Genomic DNA, 20,477 nt, shown 5'->3' on the forward strand with positions numbered 1-20,477 from the left:
GGTACGGCTGAACATACACCAATGTTATTCGGTATGTGGTATGTGGTATGTGGTATGTGGTATGTGGTATGCGGTATGCGGTATATGGTACGCGGCATTCGGTATCGACATTCGGCATCGGCATTCGGCATCGGCATTCGGCATCGGTATTCGGCAGCGGCAGTACGAATAGCGTGCTGCCTCCAGCCTAACGGACATAAACGACGCTAATCTTCGATTTTATAAGGTTTCTAAAAGCTAACGGACACACGCGATGTTATTCGCCTCATCACCGTGCTGATTAGCTTGTTTACGGCTAAATAATGTCGTCCATGTCCGTTAAAGTTAGTTCCAGTCAAAAAACGGGCAAATAGTGTCGCTGATGTCTGTTAGAGCTTGTTCAACCGAACCGTTTTTACGAAACTCGCTACAGTTCAGGTTTCACAATGAGAAAGGACCTCAGTCTCCAAGTGAGATAGAGGTCCTTTTATCCGTTACAGGGGAAGTTCCCCTGTCATACGTAAGGGGACATGTGCGCTGACGATGCCCGTTTTGCATCATTCCAGTAAACGCCCACGGCGTACGTTTGCATCAAACCAGTAGACGCTCCCAGCACACATTTACGCCAATCCTGTTGACGATCACGGCGCACGTTTGCATCAGTCCGGAGTCGGGTAGACGGGCTATCAGCGCAAGTTTGCATCAATCCAATAGACGCTCACGACGTCCGTTGCATCAGTCCAGTATCGTTTTCATCAATCCAGTAAACGCTGATGGCATCCATATGCATAAATCCAGGTCTCTCAACCGCCCGAAGCCAACAATCGCAATATCATCGTAACCGCTTCCGCTCGGGTCGTCGTGGCCACCGGGTTCAAGAGGCCGCCCCCCTGTCCCTGCAGTATGCCGCGCTCTACCGCCAGCGCCGTTGGACCCGCGGCCCAGCGCGCCAGCAGGTGGCGGTCCCCGAAAGCGGACAACACGGCGGCATTGCCTGTCGCGGAAGCATCCATCGCGCGGGCGATGATCGTAGCGAATTCCTGTCTCGCGATCGGCTTGGCGCCGCGGAAAGTCTCGTCATCATAGCCGTTCAGCCATCCGGACCTGACAGCCTCTTCCACATAAGGCAACCCCCATAGTGGAATGGCCCCAACATCCGTGAAGCTTATCTTCGGCGCTCCCGCTTCGGATACCAGCAGCGCCCTCCCCAGCAATACTGTAGCTTCCAGCCTGGTCACCGGCTCGTTGGGTCGGAAGGTGCCGTCACCGAAACCCGTCGCGAACCCAAGCTCCATCGCTTCGCGAACCGCTACCTCCGACCAATGACCGGCGACATCGGCAGGAAGCTTCGCCACGACGCCTGACCTCAGCATCATGTTTGAATTAGGCGCCAGCTCTTCCTTTTCCAGCTTGCTGTCTACGAGCTTGACCGATTCCAGCTTCACAAATGTATCGCCGCCTCTAATACGCTGAAATCCTACCACCGCCAGCTCGAGCATTCCGTTCCTGCCGGGCGTCTCGCCGACGCGGGTATGGGCAAGCCGCAGCTCGCCGCGAGACAACTTCGGTTTCACGGCAAAGCCGGAAAGCGATAACTTTGCATCTTCGTAGGCCAGCCTTACAGGATCAAACTTCAGGACAAGGTCGTAAGCATACATGTCCTTGGCATCGTTTAACGTAACGGTAACGTCTATCCGATCCCCGACTTCGGCGACGGACAGCTCGAAGCCGTCCGCCTCCTTTGCCGATGTCTGCCGCCCCGGCGCGATAGCCAGGCAGAGTAGCATGAACACCACGATTAACAAACTGCTTTTCCGAGACATAAGCCTGTTCACTCCTGCTTTATTGTTCATGGAACCAATCCGATAGAATCATACGGGCAATGGCTGCCAGCGATTGAATCGTGATTTCCCCTTGATCCAGCATGTCTGCCGCCTCTATGTCGCTCCAGCCTTCATCCGAAGCGGTTAACCCAAAGTACCCCGCGACGATCGACAATGTCTTTAGCGTTACGTTCGACTCGCCCGCTACAAGCGTAATCCGGCTGCCGCGGAAGACGGATGCAGCTTGCTCCAGTTGCGCGGCAGCTTCGTTTACCGCCTGCTGGGACTGACTGTCGTTGTATACCGAATCGGCGGTCGCAATCGCCGCGCCCAGCGCATCAGCCGCGGCTTGCGGATATTGACCGACCTTCGTCCCCGCCGACGAACGTTCCAGCAGCGAACGGGCTTCGTCCAGAACGGAATGCAGCTCCTCTTTGTTCACGGACGGCTGCTGAATGACGGAGTTTTTGAACAATTGAACTGCGGCCGACAACGACGCCAATGCTTCATTTACGGCAAGTTGGGTAGCATCCGACTGCGCGTAGACGGCTTCGGCAGCCATAACGGCTTGCAGCAATACGCCTTTCGAGCCGCTTGGATATTGTCCCGGCGAGGAACCCTCGACGGCTCCTTCATGTAAATCACGGGCAGCCGCGATCGCGCTTCCCAGCGCGGAACGATCTGCTGCCGTAACTTCGACAGCCGCAACTGCCGAATCAATCGGGATCGCATGAGACTCTCCGCCGCCATCGCCGATGATTTCGAATTTCGTCAATGACACATTTGTCGTACCGACGAGGGCATTCTCCGCCACTCTGCCATGCAGCTGGAACAGCTCGCCTTCTGCCGCAAGAGAGCCGCCGATTCCGCTAAGCAATATATTGATCAAACCTTCCGCTGGCTTGACGGCCGTTCCTAGCACGGTCAGCCCCGTTCGGGTTGAAGTAATCGCCGTGCCGGCCAGCTTGAGCAAGCCGTCCTCCGCTTCGAACGTATCGAACACGAACACCTGAGGATCGTATGCCGCGATTGCGTTAATCGTCGAGTAGTCATAGGTACTCTCCGAAACGGAGACGGACAAATTAATCGTTTGACCGGCATAGGCTTCCGCAGGAGCACTCAACTGAACAGCCGGAAGCAAGTCCGGTTCCTCGGAAGCCGCTGCTCCGTAAACCTCGATTTCGAACAATCTTGCACGTTCATCAGTGGCCGGATTGCCTTTTGTAATCGCCAGTCTCAGTCGGCTCGTCTCCACGGGCACAAAGCGGAGATCGGCATACTCGCCGACGTAATTATCCTCTTCGTTGCCGACAACGGACTTAACCGTCACCCAATCCGTACCGTTCCATGACTGAATCTCGAAATCGGCGAGCTGCATGCCTTGAGAGTCGATCTGACCGCTCCAGAGCCTGACCCCGTTCACCTTCTGCTTCGTATCCCACGCCAGCTCAAGCCAGTGCGGGCCTTCCGCGCCGGATACCCAGCGATCGGCTCCTCCATGTTTAATGCCGTTTACGGCAAGCGTTGGCGGGAAATTGCCGCTTTCGTGGCTGGAGCTTGCGGTCACGCTCGCATTTGTCGCAATGTTGGAATTGGGCTGCGGCTCCGTGATGCGAATAATCGCCTCGCCTTTAACGCCGGAACCGTCATTGGCTTCGGCCACAACCTTGACGGCGCCAGGCGACATGGCCGTCAACAAGCCGTTTCCGTCTATGGAGGCATGCGCCGTTGTCGTGCCGCCCAAACCTTCGACTCGCCAAGCTACCGTCCGATCATCCGCGTTTAACGGCTTTACGTCCGCCGACATAAGGAGCGTTGCCCCTGCGTCGAGCATGGTTCTCCGATTCTCGGAACCAACCTGCACGTCAAAGACGTATACGGGCGTAACTTCCGGTTCAACCGGGTTCGGTTCATGCTCCCATACTTGGATCTCGAACACGCGAGCTCCGTTATCGTTCGACTGCGCGGTTGTCGTGCCTTTCGTTACCCAAAGTCTGATCTTGTCGGTATGGATAACGGGAAACGCCAGGTCGTTGTGGGCGCCGGTGCGGCCATCCTTCGTATTACCCGTCACCGATGCGGCAACTTTCCATGCTCCGTCTTCCCAATACTGAATCTGGTAATCGCGGATTTGCCATCCCTCGGATCCGGCTCCGGCGCCGCTCCAGAGACGGACGCGGTCGATATCGTAGCTTTCCTCCCAGCTCAGCTCCAGCCAATGCGGGGCCTGGCTTCCTGCAAGCGTAATCCATCTGCTGCTTCCATCTAGCGAACCATCCACGGCCAGCGCCGGCGGATAAAGAGGATTGCTGGAGCTCGCAGTCAACGCAGCGAAGCGAGAGAGATCTTGTTTGCCCGGAAGCGGTTCCGGCGGCAATGCCGGCGGCACTGCGGGCGGCGACACCGTCCCGTATTCGTACAGCAGCATGTCATCAAAAATCACGCTGCCCGTTCCGCCTTGTTTGTAAAGATAGAGAATGGCCGTCGTATTGGAGCCGCCGGTCGTAAAGACGACTTCTCTTCCCGTAAACCCGGCGCCGCTGACATGGACGTCCTTGGCGGGATTGCCGTAGCTCTTTACGCCGATGACCGCGGAGCCGCCGCCTTCGCTTCTCGCGAAGCCCGACAGCTTATAGATCGTATTCGGCTTGACGGTCACCGTCTGCTCGATGCCCGATACGGCGTTGCTCAGGACTGCGGCATATTCGCCGCTGCGAGCTCCGTCACCCACGATGGCCGCGCCGCCAAACGTATTGCTCCAGCCGCCGAACTCCCCGTCTTCAAAGCCGGGATTGGCTAGCAGATTCTCGATCTCCGCCCCGGGAGGGATCTCTCCGACGGGAATGCCCGGTCCCTCGTAAGCGCCGATGTTCGGGTTTCCGACGGCCGGAACCGGATTGCCGTAGAAATCGAGTCCGCCGTTGCCCTCGATGAATTTGCCCGCGCCGATAGCGGGGGAACCTTGCAGCAGCTGATAACCCGCCAGCGTATCCCTGCCGATTCGGCCCGTGCCCGGAGCCGCAAGCAGCGGATCGCCCACAATCTTGTTGGCATCGGCATTAAGCACGTTCTGCGGATGATTGCCGTAGAACAGATTGTTGTCGAACACGTTATTTGTGCTGGAGCCGAAGTTGTAGCCGCCTGATCCCAGATTAACGATCAGATTGTTGTTGTACGTCGTATTTTTCGCCCAGCCGCCCCAGTTCAGCGTATCGACGACCTTGGTGCCGGAGTTCGGCGGGATGTACACGGTATTGTTGTAAATATGCGTATTCTCCGGCGTTCCGCTAAAGTTGAACACGGCGCCCAGATCGTTTTGGCTAATATTGTAGCGAATGACGGTATTCCGATTGTAGTTCGCGGACTGCGTGCCGTCATTGACCGCAAGCGACATGCCTCCGGCGTTGTTGTGGCTGTAGTTGTACTGAATAATCGTTCCTTCGCTTTTGTAATCCGAATCGTACGCCATCGCGTCGCCGCCCGGATACGTATTGAACACCTCGTTGTTCTGAATAACGGATTCCCTGGATTCGAAAAACCAGAGCGGCACATGATAACTCGTCGATCGCTTATGCGTATCGTATACGACGTTGCGTTCGATAAGGCCGTTCGTCGTGTTCAAGATAAAAGCGCCGTCGCCGCCGATGTCATAGATGACATTGTCGGCAACCGTGTTGTTGAAGGAAAACGGCCTGCTGCCGCCGTTTAGATAGATGCCCACGCTGTCCAGCGAATAGATCCGGTTGTTGCGGATCGTGACGTCCGTGACGACGTAATTCCAGCTGGGATCCCAGACGATGATGCCTCCGTTATGGGCGTAATCCATGGCCAGGCTGCCTTTGACGCTATGAATGTCCAAATATTCGAACACGAAGTGGCGGTACACCTTGGGATTGTTCCAACCGCCGCTATGGCCGGCTACATGGATGCCCCGGCGTTCTCCGGCTGTATTCGCATAATTCGTAATTTCCAGATTGCGCACTTCCCAATATTCCTGACTGTAGAAGTAGACTGCGGCGTCCGCGCCGTCGCCGGCAATTAGAGGTTTCGGCCCTTCTCCGTATTTGTCTATCGCGATCGGATTGCCGGAAGCTCCCGAACCTTTGGGATGCAGCGTTCCTTTCCAGACGCCGCCGGCTTTGAACAGAATGCGGTCTCCCGGCTGGAATACCGTGGCATTTACCTTGTTCAGCGACTTCCAAGCAGTCCCTTCGCTGGTGCCCGCCGCCCCGTCATCGCCTCCTGCAGCATCCACGTAATACACATTCCCCGTTTCAGCCGCCGCAACTATTCCGGCATCTCCTGCAGGTATCGCGATTGCCGAGAATAAGACCGCCGCAAGCAGCAGATTCAACCATCCTAGCTTGTTTATTCGCAACATGATCCGTCCTCCTATGTCATAGAGCCTTATCGGCTCAAATTAGTAACCGCTTTCATTTTGTGGAATCCTCGTTTACTCCACGCCTAACTTGGATTCGTAATAGGCAGGCAGCAGATGTACGACAGCCGCTTCTACCCTGGATTGCATATAAGCCGAATACCGCTCCTCCACATATAGTTTCCTGACAACGTCCCGCACCTCCTCGAACTTGGGGACCTCTGCAGCTTGCCAATCCGTCACGCGTACAATCACATATTGGCCCGCTATTGGATCGTCGATGACGGAAGTAATCGGCTGCCCCTCCGAGGCCGCTTGCAGCGCAGTATACAGCGAGTTGTTCGACTTGAACATTCGCGACGCATTGGATTCGTTCAGCTCCAACTTCTCCTCATAGGCTGCCGCCATGCCCGCCGGATAAGCTGCCTCCGCCAACACTGCCTCCGGTGCTGCTTCCCCTGCCAATAGTCGCTCTCGAATAACCGTTGCCATCCGGAACGCCTCTTCCATTCGTTTATCGCCGTCTTTCCCTTCATAACGATACGTAATGGCGATTTTGTCATACGTCATACTGTTGGTCATTGGCGACAACATCGTGCTTATCCTTTCGTAAAAGGAAACCAGCTCCCTCTCGTCCATTGGCGCGAACTCGCGCTCCGCCAAGCTTTCCTTCGACAATGTCGCCAGCTTGCCGCGGTAAAAATCAATGAACGTCCGCTCCTCGAACTTGGCCGGGCCATAAATCGGTTCACCGTTTGCGACGGCTTTCGCCCTGCGCGCGTTCTCCTTCTCCATCGCCTCGAGCAGGGAGGCATAGGAAACGTCGCTTGTCAGTCCCAGCTCATGCGCCAACTGCAGCTCCGCCTTCATCGCAACCGCATCCTCCAAAGCCAGCTCTCTCAACTTCTCGATCGGCGAAACTCCCCTGAAGTCACGCTGCCAGAAACGCGTGTCCATCGCAACGACCTCCTCCGCCAGGAAAGTTTCAATGACAGAAGCGCGATGAAGCCCCGCGAAGTAAGCTAGCTCCTCGGCGATAATGTTGTCGCCATTGACCGTCGCCACGACGATTTCCGCGGCAGGCGCCGCAAATAACGACTTGACCAGCAGCGCAGCGCTGGCTAAAACGGCCATGGCAAGCAAGGCGGTCGTTGACAGCTTAACGAACGTAAGGCGTCCTTCCATGGCGTTCTCCCCTTCTCTCAGAAGGAGCCCACCGCATCGCGCGGCGGGCCTTCCTTTTATTTTGTTTTTTGATACCACTCGTTGGCTTCCTTCGTAATGTCTTCGCCGCCGATACTCTTCCATTCCTTAACGAAATTGTCGAAGTCGTCGATCGGCTTCTTGCCGTAGATCATGCTGATGAACGTGTCTCCCTCAAGCTTGACGAGAATGCCGCTCTTCGACTGCATCGCCGGGGTCGGAGCTCCCGTAAATTGCTGAGCGATGGCATAGCCGTTTTTCCAGCCGTCATCTACGATTTCCGCCGCTTTCAGCGTGCTTGGATTCGACATGGCCGCGCGTTTCTCCGCCGATGTCTTCGGCTCTTCGCCTCTGCTGATATTCGCCAGCATTTCCAGATTCTTAAACGGATTTTTTAGATCGATCAGCACGTATTTCGCCACGCCGACCTTGCCGCCTTGAATATCCTCTTCGGCAACGGACACGCTGCCGTCGGCCAAGATCGTATAGTCGTAATCCTTCGCCCAGCCGTTCTCGAATTCGCCGCCAGGCTCTTGCGAGACGCGTCCGAAGATGCGGTTCAAGTACAGGAACAGGGCATCCACATGGTCGAAATCCTCTTTCACGAGCAGTCCGCCGCGCAGGAACGTCGTATCGCGGGCCGCGGATTTTCCGTTCAGCGTCGGCAGCGGGTAAGGCAGCATATCGGCGCCTTCCACGTTTTTCTTTAAATCCGGAATCGGCCAGTTCGGCAGCCAATATGGAGCGACGACTATGCCTACCCGGCCTTGTCCGATCAGTTCGGCCAGCTTGTTCTCGTCATGCAGTCCCGCTTCCTGCGAAATATAACCTTTGTTGTACCAATCGTTTAACCGGGCAAGACCGTCCTTCATCTCCGGCAGCGTGGAGCCGTGAACGAGCTTTCCTTCCTTCTCCAGCCACTGATAAGGGATCGTTCCATAAGGCCCGAATACCCAGGTGCTCTCGCCGAGCCATCCCGCGAACGGGTTCGGGTTGTTGCCGCCGGATCCCAGGCTGAGTCCCAATGGAATCAAGTTATTGGTACCTCCAGGTTTTTTGTCGAGGAAGGCCTGCATAACCGTCTCCAGCTCCTCGAACGTCGTCGGCGCCTGCAGTCCCAGCTCGTCGAGCCAGTCCTGACGGACCCACATGACCGCGTTATCGTTGCCGGCATGCGCGAAGTTCGGCAGCGCCATCTTTTTGCCTTCGTGCGTCACTTGGCTCCACATGAGCGGATGAGAGCTATACAGCTCTTTCATGCCATCTGATGCGTACTTCTCGAAGTCGTCTGTAATATCGCGGTAATGCCCCGACTGGATAAGCTCGTTAATGAGCGCCATATCCTCTGTCATCAGCACGTCCGGCAGCGTCTCCTTGGACGTGAGCATAAGGCGAACCTTCGTTGCAAATTGGTCGCCGGGCGACTCCCAGAGGTTTTTGAGCTGAATGCCCAGTTCCTCCAGCGCCCACTTCGTGTGAACGTTGTTTTCCAGATTCTCTCCGTTCTTGAACTTGAAGGTGCCGTCCGTCGCCTTGACTGTCGTGATCGTGACGGGCGGATCGAACTTGTGCGTCCCGTTGCGGATCGCCTCGGCGTTGGAGTCCTCCGATGGGGCAGGCGATTGCGTAGCCTCCGCGCTGCCGGTCGGACTGCTCGAAGCGCCGCTTCCTTGTCCCCCGTTGTTCGTGTTCGACGAGCAAGCCGCCAGCAGGGTAATCACCATGATTGCCGCGAGCGTAAGTAACATTGATTTTTTGGCCATGTGTCCGCCTGAACCTCCCTTGAATCTGCTGTATTGAGATGCAACCTAATCTTATTACAGCGTTTTCAGCCGGGTAAGAGATAAAGTTTTAAGATCGTATACTAAATTGTTAAGGTTCACTTCCCATTGCGTTCACGGTAATCCTGGGGCGTTACGCCGTAATAATATTTAAACAGCTTGCTGAAGTAGGGCGGGTTCTGGAAGCCTAGCTGACCCGACAGCTCGTAGATTCGAATGTCCGTCGTGCGGAGCAGCACGCTTGCTTTCTCCATCCGGTATCGCATAATAAAGTCGCTGATATTCTCCTTTGTCTCCTGCTTGTAGAGCGAGGACAAGTAAGCCGGGTGAAGGCCGACATGATCGGCAATCGCCTGCAGAGACACATCGCCCGCAATGCGGCTTTCGATAAAGCGGTGAATATTCGGGATAAGCGTGCCCTTGCCGTCTTTGACTTCTTTTACGTTGGCGGTCTCCAAGCTTCGAAGCGCCATGTCCGCCCATTCCATCACCCCGTCGAGACGGGTGAACAGGCCCTGCTCCGAGAGAATGTCGGCCTCGAAGCCGGTCAGCTCCAAGAGCGTCTTCCCTTGCAAGTGGGCCGTATACAAGAAGGCGTTCATGAGCGCGTACGCGACCTCCGTCACATGCTCCTCCGTATCCAGCTTTTTCTCGCGCATCTCCTTCTCCAGTTCGGCAAGCTTCGAGCGCGCATCTTGCCAACGGCCCGCCTCGAACAGCCCCTGGAAGCCTGGAGGCGCATAGAGGGAATCCAGAGAACGGTATTGCGAGCGGCTGTCTCTCTCCAAAATGACGATACCTTGTTCGCTGCGGGGGACCTTTCGAAACCCGTTTAACGATTTGCGGTACTGGTCCACGATCTCCAGCGGGAACAGACGGGGCTCGCCAACCAGCGCGGTGACGGTCCCGCGAAGGAATCTCCCGACTTTGGCTACCAACTTTCCGGCAATATTTTCCAGTCTCAGGGCAGCATCTTTATCCCATGTACCGTCCGGCTTCTCCTGAAGCAGGTAACACAGATACCCGAAGGAATCCTTGGTCCCCCAAACCTCGAATTCCGCTTCCAGAATTTCGCTTGCAATGTTGCGCACGGCATATTCGAGCAACGACGGATCGGGGATCGCGGATTCCGACTCGTCGATCCGAACCATCAGCATGGAGGTATGCCTACCTGTTGAGAAGCTCAGCCCGTATTCGTTCATCCGCTCGGCGAGAAGCGCGTTCGGCAGCAGAATGCCCGACAACAGATCGTTTAGGAGATTGGCCTTCAGCACAGGCAGATGGATTCGCAGCGTATGTCGCGCCCGCTGAACGGAATCCATCTCCTCCCATTCCCGCTCCAGCAGCTGTCTTAGGCGCCCCACCTCGTCCATTAACTCCTCATCCTTCACCGGCTTGAGCAAGTAGTTGGCCGTCCCGTAGGCGATCGCCTTCCGTGCGTATTCGAACTCGCCGTATCCCGACAGCAGAATGCATTTGGTCCGGGGGTAATGCTCTTGAATATGCTTGCATAGCTGCAAGCCGTCCATGCCGGGCATCCGAATGTCCGTCACGACAATGTCGATCGGAGTGGAGGCCAGTATTCCGATAGCCTCCAGCCCGGATCCCGCCTTATGAACACCCTCAATGCCAATGCTTGCCCAGTCGTTCGCCACCATGCTGCCTACAATCATCGGCTCGTCATCCACTAACAACAGCTGACTCATAACCCACTCTCCTCTTCTCCGTCTCCCATTCTTCGCTTCGCCACTTCAATGACACCCGGAGTCCTGTAAGCGCGTCCGAATGCGTAAGCGACAAGCCGGCTCCTGTGCCATATCGATGCTTGAGCCGCTGATGCACGTTCCACATCCCGCAGCCCGAAGCGTCGTCCATTGGGAGCTCCAGCCGTCCCGCAAGCGCCTTCATTTCGTCGTCGGACATGCCGTCTCCGCTGTCTTCCACGGTCAATTCGTTCCAGCCGTCCGCCATTATTTCCGTTATTCGCACAAATCCTTGCCCCGGTTTCGGTTCCACGCCGTGCATAATAGCATTCTCGACGACGGGCTGAAGAATTAGCCGCATCACATTCTCGTTAAGCATCTCGTCCGGGATCTCGATCTCGTAAGCGATTCTTTCCAGCCGGTATGTATAAATTTGCAAATAATGCCGAACCAGATCCACCTCTTCCTTGAGGATGGCCTTCTGATTCTCGACGCGGGTGGTATACCTGTAATAACCGCCCAGATGATAGGCCATCTCCTTGATTACGGCCGTCTGGCCCGCTTTGGCGCTAGCCGCGATAAACGACAGGCAATTGTACAAAAAATGCGGGTTGATCTGCGATTGCAGCTGCTTGAGCGTCGCGAGGCGAGAACGGTTTTGCTCTTCGTAGACGTTATGAACCAAATGCTGAATCTCGCGTCCCATATCGTTGAAACGGTGCATCATATAGTCGAATTCGTTATGGAATTTCTGACCGATCCGGAAGCCGTAGTCGCCGATTTCGAATTGCTTCAAACCCCGAATGAGGAGCGACAACGGTTTCTGCACATGCAGATATAGCAAATAAGACGCGGCTAACCCGAGAGCGATTAACAGAAGCATGCTGACGTAGAACAGATTGCGGCTGTCGATGACCGGCGCGTGAAATTGTTCGAGCGGAACGTAATCGACCAACCAGGCGTCCAACTGGGGCAAATACGCATAGCTCAAATAAGTACGCTTGCCGTCCACCGTCCGATCGGCGTTGCCGATGTCGTTTAGCCCTTCCGCAAGCAAGCTCGCGCCAAGCTCCGCGTACATCGCATCGCCGCCTTTGTCGACCGAAAACGTCTGGCCGGACGCGGTCAACAGGAAGTTGTGGCCGGCGCTTTCCGCATTGTAGTGCTCGAGCATCTCCCGCACGTTGTCCAGATCGAATCGCACCTCGAACACGGCGTTGACGGAATCGGGATCGCTCTTCGACAGATAAGGATCCCAGATCAGCATTTGATAATAGGCCGCTCTGGAATCGCCGCCGTCATGGAAGCGCCACACGCCGTTCTCCGACAGCTCCAGCAGCTTGGGATCGTAGGCGCCGTTCGGACTCGTAGAGATTCGGCTCTCGGAGCTCGGCAAATAGACGGACAGCTCGTTCGACCAGTGGCTGGAGAAACTTTGGAGATACAGCTTCTCTTTGACCAGCGACTGGTATTCGATCATGCGGTAATAATCCTTCGTCAGCATGCTGATATGCAGATCCAGAATCGAGGAATCCCTCGCCAGCACGTTCGAGGATAACGACAGCCGTTCGACGTTGGACTCGATCTGACTCTTGAGGAAGAGCAGTTGGCTCTCCTTGTACGCTTTCATCTGTTTGTCGATGACCTGGATGCTTGTCGTGCTGAAGTAGGTGTACAGAATGACGGCCGGTATTAGCAGAATAAGTATGACGCCGGTCATCTTGATAAAGATCGGCCTGCTCCGTTTCACGCGGGGTCCCCCTTAATATATTGACAGCCACCTTTAAGATGTGTTCTATACATCGATTGGCGGATGCCATACAATTTTCCCAGACAGACGGCCAACATCCGCCAATGCCAGGCACGGTATTACGCTGCGTTCGCCTTCCCGACCATCACATTCAGGAGGAAGCCTTATGAAGAATAACGACATTATAGCATCAACCGGCCGATCGTCAACCGCGCTGCGTTCAAAAATGCCATTCCGCAAAACCTGGAGGCTGCATCTGCTGCTGCTTCCCGCCGTCTTAATCGCGCTTGTGTTCAAATACGCGCCAATGCCGGGCATCATCATGGCCTTTCAGGACTTCAAGCCTTGGCTCGGCATAGGCGGCTCGCCGTGGATCGGCTGGGACAACTTCGAGCTGATGTTCACCTTAAACGGAACCGTCCAGGTCATCTGGAACACGCTGATCATCTCCGTGCTGAAAATCATTTTCGGCTTGGCCGTGCCGGTCCTGTTCGCGCTGCTGCTAAACGAGGTTCGCAATATGGGGCTGAAACGCTCCATCCAAACGATGGTTTATTTGCCCCACTTTATGTCCTGGGTTATTCTGGGCGGTATTTTGCTCGATTTGTTATCGCTCGACGGTATCGTAAATCGTCTGCTCACAACGTTGAACATAAAGCCTGTTATGTTCCTTGGGGACGGAGACTGGTTCCGCGTTACGGTTATCGTAAGCGATCTGTGGAAGGAATTCGGCTTCTCGGCCATCGTGTTCCTAGCGGCGTTATCCGGCATCAACCCGGATCTGTACGAAGCGGCCGAGATCGATGGCGCGGGAAGGCTTCAGCAGACGATTAACATCACCCTGCCGTCGCTCCTGCCCATTATGGTCGTCGTGTTCACGCTTTCGCTGGGCAGCATGCTTAGCGCCAACTTCGACCAAATCTATAATCTCATCAATCCGCTCGTGCTCGGCCAAGGCGACATTATCGACACGTTCGTCTTCCGCTCCTTCCAGGACGGACAATACAGTCTCGCCACCACGGTCGGCTTGTTCAAATCGCTGGTCGGCTTCATTCTTATCAGCGGCGGCTATTATGTCGCCTACAAGTGGGCCAATTACCGCATCTTTTAAGAATCCAACGACGGAGGTAGACCCGCCATGTATTACAAAGATCCATCGTACAGAGTGTTTTATTACATCAATCTGGCTCTGCTCATCGGGATTTCGATTCTGTGCATCCTGCCGATGATCCATATCTTCGCCGTGTCCCTGAGCGGGAAGTCCGCGGCCGAAGCAAATCTGGTCACCTTCTTCCCGATCGACTTCAACTTCGAGAGTTACACCAAAACATTCGAAAACGATAACTTCGGCAACGCCATTGTCACGTCGATTTGGCGCGCGATAACGGGGACCGTGCTTGGCATGATCGTGACGATCATGGCCGCCTTCTCTCTATCACGGAGCTCCGCGGAGTTCCGAGTCCGAGCGCTTTATGTCTGGTTTTTCCTGTTCATCATGATTTTTGACGCAGGTCTCGTGCCCAATTACTTGCTTGTACAGAAGGTCGGACTCGTCAATTCGTTCTGGGTGCTTATTCTGCCGGGGCTCGTCAGCGTATGGAATATGATTCTGATGATGAATTTCTTCCGAGCGCTGCCCAAGGAATTGGATGAGGCGGCCATCGTGGACGGAGCGACCTCGTTCCGCATTCTGTTCTCGGTGTATCTGCCCATCTCGCTGCCCGCGATTGCGACAATCTCGCTCTTCACCATGGTGGGTCACTGGAACAGCTGGTTCGACGGCATGCTCTATATGAGGACGCAGGAGCAATGGCCGCTCGCCACGCTGCTGCAAACGATCGTCGTCGTACAGGACTTCAGCAAAACCGGCATTACGCCGGAAGATCTGGAGATGATGTCCAACCGCAGCGTCAAGGCGGCGCAAATCTTCATCGCCATGCTGCCGATTCTCGCGGTTTATCCGCTGCTGCAACGTTTCTTCGTAAAGGGGATCGTGCTGGGGGCGGTGAAGGAGTAGGGGGGGTTGTCCCTAGAATAGAGTGGGGCTGTCCAATAAGTCTCAAAAATAAAAAGTTGGGCGGAAAAACGCAATGTTTTTCCGTCCAACTATTGTGTTCCTGCTTTTTCTAGAAAGTGGCGAGCTGGATGCCTCCCACTTAACATTCCACCAAAACGGGGCGTCCAGCTTTCCGTTTTCACTGACCTTGGATAGCCATTTTGCCAGGAGCGTTCTGTTTGGTGGAGTGTGTATGAATTTTCATACACGTTTGGCCAGATGTCAGCCTATTTGGTGGAGTGTGTATGAATTTTCATACACGTTTGGCCAGGTGCAGGCCTGTTTGGTGAATTGTATATGAATTTTCATACACGTTTGGCCAGGTGCAGGCCTGTTTGGTGAATTGTATATGAATTTTCATACACGTTTGGCCAGATGCCGGCCTTATTGGGTTTGTGTATTAGTTATCATACACACTTAACCTTAAAAATTCACTTTTCGGACAGCCCCCTCTCACAGATCCGGACTTGGAACTCCGCCAAGATCGACGCCTGACGGAGTTGTCGCCGTGAATATAGTTTCAATGATTCTCTATATTCGCTAGATTACCAGCACGTATCCAGCCCGTGAGTCTCATGCGCCAAAGCTTCCATAAAGAAATAATCGCCGTAACTCGTATATTCCATCCTTCCGTTGGAATGCGTCAGCAGGCCGTTTACGTGTTTGTCGGGATTGAAGTAACGATTCGCGAGCGACTCCAGCGCCGCTCTCTTGTAACGTTCGAACGCCGCATTCTCCCCGTGTTTGCTCATCCTCTGGATGGCGCACACCACGATGGCCGCCGCGGACGTATCCTTGTTGTAAGTCAGATTATTCGGATCGGAAGCATCCCAAGGGAAGGCGGATCGATTGCCTGATGCAATCGCCGGCGTCTCCTTGGGCAGGCGGAAGTCCCACACCGGCACGGCGTCTTCGCCAACCTGCTCCACGAACCGAAGGGCCAGCCGCTCCGCCAGCGCAAAATATTCGGGCTCAAGCGTATAATCGTAGGCGATGGCCAAGCCGTAGATGGCCCAGGCCGTACCTCTCGCCCACCAGGAATCCGTGGCGTAGCCGCAATAATTTTCAGGCTGGACAGGCGCCCCGTCAAACACCGAGAAGCGGTACGCATGGTTGACCGAACCGTCCCCCCTAATGAAATGCCGCATCGTCGTTCGTATATGCTCCTTGGCAATATTCGCATATACGGGATGTCCGGTTTCCCGGCTGGCCCAGAACAGCAGCGGCAAATTCATCATACAATCGATGATGGCGAGCCCTTCGCTTTGGGTAAAAAAATGATCCTTCGCCAGCTCTTCGTCCACATAATCCGGCGTTCGATTGTTCATTCTGCCCCAAGCCTGGATGTAGTGGCCGTTCGGAACATACCGCTTGATTAATTCATCGGCCGCTTTGACGCTCAGCTCCTTCATTCGCGTTTCGCCGGTCTGCCGATACAGGAACACGCTGTAGGGAGAATACAGAAACCCCAGGTCATGCATCGTTTCCAGCGAATCGCGGTTGACCTTGTTGTAAAAATAATCGTAGCCGGTGCGGAGCCAATTCAGAAACGATTCATCCTTGGTAATCGCATAAGAGATGCCTGCCATTCCGGCGAAAAAACCTTGCGTCCAGCAGAACACATGGCTGAGCGGTCTGCCCGGCTGCTGCGCATCGGAAAAGTAACGTCCGTCGAAGCAAGACTTCAACGGAAATTCCCGCCACTCGTTTCCCATCTCCCGCATATTTCTCCTTGTTTTCTCCACGCTCATCTTCAGTATCTCGCCGTAGCTCATCATTGCCCGCGCTCCTTATTCCGAAAATCCCGTTATTCTTGTCGATTCGCCCAGCCTGGTTCATGCTTACCGGCCACGCCAATCCAGATCCACAGACGCCCTGCGACGCGAGGACTCCATGATCGCAGCAATGATGACATCCACATAGAAACCATCGGTCTGGTTGGGAGCCCCTGGCTTTCGTTGAATTAAACAATCGTAAAAGTACTGCATTTCGACATGGAACGGATCGACGGCGTCATACCGATGTTCGGTCGATGTCCCGCTTTCATTGTCATAGTGAACGAGCAGGGCCGCGCGGTGCTCCGACTCATCCCATTTCGCCGTGTATAGCTGAATCCGCCCCTTCGTCCCATTCACCTCCATGAATTCATCCCATCCGTTGCGTTCGTAGCCGATCTTGTCGAGCGGATGAATCGCCGTCTCGTAGCTGGCCACTAGTCCATCGGCGTATTCAAACAACGCCGTTGCTTTGCGATCAATCTGCGTACCCGGGATAAAATCTACGTTGGCATACAAGCTCTTCGGCCTGCCTAACAAATGCAAGGTCATATCGATCATATGGCTGCCTGCGCATTTCACCACCGCACCGCCGTAGCCATCAAGCACCCATTGGTGTTCCGAACCATCCGTATGCTCGTAAAACTGTCCATCCCATTTCTGATAGGCGCGCACCTGAGCGCTGAACAATCGGCCCAATCGGGGCAACAATGCCTTCGCTTGCTGTACAGCCGGAAAAAAGCGTTTCATATACGAAGTGAAAAATAGCTGCCCCGAGGCTTCCGCGACACGAAAGATTTCCTCTGCTTCATCCGCGTCATTCGCCATCGTTTTCTCGCAGATCACGTCCTTGCCCGCAGCCAGCGCCGCCAGACAAATCTCCCGGTGAAACTTGGCGCTGGTAAGGACGCTGACAACTGTCACCTCCGGATTGGCGATGAGTGCGCGATAATCGGCGGAGTATGCGGCGCCAAAAGCCTCGACATAAGGCCTGGCCGCCGACTCATGGATATCCGAGATGTGGATGATATCCGCTCCCGCTCTTCTCAAGCCTTCAAAATGAAACCTCGAGATGTTTCCGCAACCAACGATTCCAAACTTAGGTTTCATACCCGTTTTCTCCTCTTCTTATCCCTCTATGTCTAGCAGTCGGATTACGCATTGACCATTACCATCTTGACTGTCGATTCCTTGTCCGCCCGCAGCAACCCCATCGCCTCGGGAAATTGCTCCAGACTGAAGGTATGGCTGATCAGCGCCTGCCCGTCAATAACTCCCGATCGCAGCAGCTCCACACATCTTGGGAAATAGAGCGCCGGCGAAGCATGCGAGGCTCGAAGCTGGAGCTTCTTGAAATGAAATTCGTTGGCATCAAAGATGATGCTTGCCCCGGCTCCATATTCGATCCCCAGAAAGGCTGCAATTCCTCCCACCTTCAGCGTACGCAGCGCCGGTGGAATCGCCGCAGGCGGAGCGGTGACTAGCACCCGATCGACACCGCCATCGGCATAGGGATACTGCTCGAGACTGACTTGATCCGTATATATGATCTCGTCTGCTCCCCATTGCTTGGCCAATTCGATTCTTCGGGTTGAATGCGATCGGGCAGCGGCATAGATTTTCCTGGCCCCCATAGCTCTCGCCAGCCGCAACGCCATCAATCCGATCGGACCTAAGCCCACGATCAACACATCATCATTCAGTTTCACATCCGCTGTGTACACCAGGTCAAGCGCGACACCCAGCGGCTCCAGCAAGGCAGCCTGCTCGAACGACAGTCCGCTATAGGGAACCACGCATGCCATGGGAACAATGATATATTCAGCAAATCCCATTGAGCCTTTCAGCCAAAAGTTCGGGCCCTTATTACAAAGATCGGAGCGGCCGTTGCGGCATTTGTCGCAAGTACGGCAACTAGTCCCCGTCTCCAGTGCGACAGTATCCCCGATCTTGGTATTCTCGACGCGAATGCCCACCTTCTCCACGATCCCTGCAATCTCATGCCCGACAGGCTCCCAATCGGATGCGCCGACTGCGGCGCTCGTCAAGTCCGTGCCGCAAATCCCGCATGCTTTTACTTTTACGAGCACCTCATCCGCTGCCAATTCCCGCAGCTCCACTTCCCGAAGCTCAAATTCAAACGGCGCTTTTATGTACGCAGCCTTCATTCTTGTCCTTCTCCTTTCCCGAGAACACGAGCCAATTATATTCTTTGAAGCATGTTCCAAATGGAGATACACCAAAGCATGCCAGCCTGCTGCTGCCCTAATAGGGTAAAATGTTGGCTGTTGGCCGTAACCGCGCGATGAATGCCGACACCTCCAAGAATATCCGTATCCGGCCCCGGCGCGAAGCCTACTGTATCCCACAGTTCATGAATGGCCTCGCGAATCCATCTCTCCTCCAGAGGTTTCGAATAAACCTCTGGATGCAAGGTAGATTTGGCGGGCATCCAGAGGAAAGAATGCTCCCATTGCCGTTCCAATTCGGTTTTGATCGCAATTAATCTGCTTATATAAACATCTGTTGGCGTAGCTTCAATAACATCCGATTCTCCCTGCTGCCAGAGCAACACTCTGAAATCCCCCACCGATTTCCCGGCATGGAGAAGTTGATGATATAATCGCTCGCCCGGCATCCACTGCCGGGAGGCTGTAGAACTGACAGCGACATTAACCATTCCGATCGGAACCCGGAGCAACGGAAGCAGATGATTCATCGCCGCCGGCCAAATCGTCCCCTTGAGTCTTGTGTCATGGATATCGCGTATTCTAACGCCAGGTTGCGGATCATGGGCTACTCTCCAATCCCCGGCGATGGAATCATAACTGCTGACCCTCCCCTCGGGATCTTGAATCTGAAGGTATTCATCATTGCAATTCTCGGCATACGATTGACCCGCAATGACAAAAACCTCTCCTACGCCTATAGGTTCAACAAAGGATTCAATCATGATATCGCCCGATTTGTCGGTGAGACGAAGCTCCAATCTATACCAACCCCCGGCGGGAACCTTTAACATTGTTTGAAATGTCGAAGTTCGCCACTCCACCTCCATTTTCATCCAGTCGACTGCTTCTCCATAAGCATCCTGCATAAGCACTGTCCTTGCTTCCAACTGAGCCATTTCCAAACTACAGGAAATATTGCCGGAAATGATTACAGTGGCATGCCCTGACTGTGGACCTCCCGGATGATTGGCATAGGATTTCATTGGATCATATCCATATCTTTGAATAACCTGGTAGGGTTTGGGCTGTTTGAGTGTTAATTTATAATCGTTGCTCGTAGTTGTTGTCATAGACAACCCCCTTCCGTATTCCAATCCTCTTTATTTCGTCGTGAGCAGATTATAAATCGCTTGCGCGGCTTCGGCGCGCGAGGAGATGCCCTTCGGAACGAATTGCGCAGCCGTCCTGCCGTTGATCAGTCGAAGCTCTGCCGCTGCGTTTACCGGATTGGACGCCCAGGATGAAACCTCATTCATATCGGAATATCGGGAAATCGAATAGCCGCCAGGCTCTTTGCCGTACAGGATGGCGTAGGCGCGCATCAGCATGACGACCATCTCTTCGCGAGTAATCCTCCCGCCCGGATCGAAACGTGTTGCGCTCTTCCCGCTCACAAGTCCTACTTTATGTGCTTTGGCGACCGCAGCGGCGAACCAATCCGATGGCTTGATATCCGTGAATGGTATCTTAGCCTCGTCGGAAAGCTGCAATGCGTTCACCAGCATCATGGTAAATTCCGCGCGGGTCGTGGCGCGGGTCGGTTCGAATGTTGTTGCGCCGGTGCCCGAAACAATTTGCTTCGCAACCAGTTCTCTGATCGCTGCATACGCCCAGTGGGTCTGGGGAAGATCGGTAAACTTCAATGGGGCGGGAGAGTCATCAATCGCAACCTTTGCCTGGAGGCCAACCGTTTGCGTTGTGGATGCCATGCGGCTGTCCACGAGCTTCACATCCGCGATTTCTATGGCGGCAGCTCCGGCTCCATTCTCCTCTTTTGACGGATAGAGGATGCGAGGAT

General features: G+C 54.6%; 14 protein-coding genes. 3 read left to right on the forward strand and 11 right to left on the reverse strand.

The window, feature by feature from the left end:
• Window positions 1-68 precede the first annotated feature (68 nt).
• Window positions 69-191, forward strand: coding sequence for a hypothetical protein (locus KJW29_RS36495; RefSeq protein WP_281426366.1), 123 nt, complete (start codon window positions 69-71; stop codon window positions 189-191).
• A gap of 591 nt (window positions 192-782) precedes the next feature.
• Here the strand turns inward: KJW29_RS36495 and KJW29_RS15900 are convergent.
• From KJW29_RS15900 to KJW29_RS15925, 6 genes are all read right to left on the reverse strand, one after another.
• On the reverse strand, window positions 783-1,802 hold the full coding sequence (locus KJW29_RS15900) for an S-layer homology domain-containing protein (RefSeq protein ID WP_214630518.1): 1,020 nt from the start codon (window positions 1,800-1,802) through the stop codon (window positions 783-785).
• 19 nt (window positions 1,803-1,821) lie between these two features.
• Window positions 1,822-6,183 carry a galactose-binding domain-containing protein gene (locus tag KJW29_RS15905; RefSeq protein WP_214630519.1) on the reverse strand — a complete coding sequence of 1,454 codons (4,362 nt, stop codon included), beginning with the start codon at window positions 6,181-6,183 and terminating at the stop codon, window positions 1,822-1,824.
• Between the two features lie 72 nt (window positions 6,184-6,255).
• A complete protein-coding gene (locus KJW29_RS15910) occupies window positions 6,256-7,365 on the reverse strand; it encodes a hypothetical protein (protein ID WP_214630520.1) in 1,110 nt (369 codons plus the stop codon).
• Between the two features lie 56 nt (window positions 7,366-7,421).
• A complete protein-coding gene (locus KJW29_RS15915; RefSeq protein ID WP_214630521.1) occupies window positions 7,422-9,146 on the reverse strand; it encodes a type 2 periplasmic-binding domain-containing protein in 1,725 nt (574 codons plus the stop codon).
• A 116-nt stretch (window positions 9,147-9,262) separates the two neighbouring features.
• Window positions 9,263-10,870, reverse strand: a complete 1,608-nt coding sequence (locus KJW29_RS15920; RefSeq protein ID WP_214630522.1) for a response regulator transcription factor — start codon at window positions 10,868-10,870, stop codon at window positions 9,263-9,265.
• The gene (locus tag KJW29_RS15925) at window positions 10,845-12,617 is read right to left on the reverse strand and encodes a sensor histidine kinase (RefSeq protein WP_214630523.1); all 1,773 of its coding nucleotides are present in this window, start codon (window positions 12,615-12,617) and stop codon (window positions 10,845-10,847) included. The genes KJW29_RS15920 and KJW29_RS15925 overlap by 26 nt, the downstream gene beginning before the upstream one ends.
• 226 nt (window positions 12,618-12,843) lie before the next feature.
• Here KJW29_RS15925 and KJW29_RS15930 point away from each other — a divergent pair, with 226 nt between their 5' ends.
• Together KJW29_RS15930 and KJW29_RS15935 are read left to right on the forward strand one after the other, a co-directional pair.
• Window positions 12,844-13,728 (forward strand): ABC transporter permease, encoded by an 885-nt coding sequence (locus tag KJW29_RS15930; RefSeq protein WP_246608848.1) that lies wholly within the window; start codon window positions 12,844-12,846, stop codon window positions 13,726-13,728.
• A gap of 27 nt (window positions 13,729-13,755) precedes the next feature.
• Entirely contained in the window at window positions 13,756-14,634 is an 879-nt protein-coding gene (locus KJW29_RS15935; protein WP_214630525.1) for a carbohydrate ABC transporter permease, read from the forward strand.
• Window positions 14,635-15,218: 584 nt separating this feature from the next.
• On the opposite strand, the gene KJW29_RS15940 is transcribed toward KJW29_RS15935, so the two are convergent.
• The 5 genes from KJW29_RS15940 to KJW29_RS15960 all read right to left on the reverse strand — a co-directional run bounded on the left by KJW29_RS15940 (window position 15,219) and on the right by KJW29_RS15960 (window position 20,400).
• Window positions 15,219-16,451 (reverse strand): glycoside hydrolase family 88 protein, encoded by a 1,233-nt coding sequence (locus KJW29_RS15940; RefSeq protein ID WP_214630526.1) that lies wholly within the window; start codon window positions 16,449-16,451, stop codon window positions 15,219-15,221.
• Window positions 16,452-16,514: 63 nt separating this feature from the next.
• Complete coding sequence (locus tag KJW29_RS15945; protein ID WP_214630527.1) at window positions 16,515-17,558, reverse strand: Gfo/Idh/MocA family protein; 1,044 nt, start codon at window positions 17,556-17,558, stop codon at window positions 16,515-16,517.
• Between the two features lie 44 nt (window positions 17,559-17,602).
• On the reverse strand, window positions 17,603-18,616 hold the full coding sequence (locus tag KJW29_RS15950) for a zinc-dependent alcohol dehydrogenase (RefSeq protein ID WP_214630528.1): 1,014 nt from the start codon (window positions 18,614-18,616) through the stop codon (window positions 17,603-17,605).
• A gap of 35 nt (window positions 18,617-18,651) precedes the next feature.
• The gene (locus tag KJW29_RS15955) at window positions 18,652-19,749 is read right to left on the reverse strand and encodes a sialate O-acetylesterase (protein WP_214630529.1); all 1,098 of its coding nucleotides are present in this window, start codon (window positions 19,747-19,749) and stop codon (window positions 18,652-18,654) included.
• A gap of 30 nt (window positions 19,750-19,779) precedes the next feature.
• Complete coding sequence (locus tag KJW29_RS15960; RefSeq protein ID WP_214630530.1) at window positions 19,780-20,400, reverse strand: S-layer homology domain-containing protein; 621 nt, start codon at window positions 20,398-20,400, stop codon at window positions 19,780-19,782.
• Between the last annotated feature and the right edge of the window lie 77 nt (window positions 20,401-20,477).

It is taken from the genome of Paenibacillus agaridevorans, assembly GCF_018604145.1.
Taxonomy (GTDB): Bacteria; Bacillota; Bacilli; order Paenibacillales; family Paenibacillaceae; genus Pristimantibacillus; species Pristimantibacillus agaridevorans.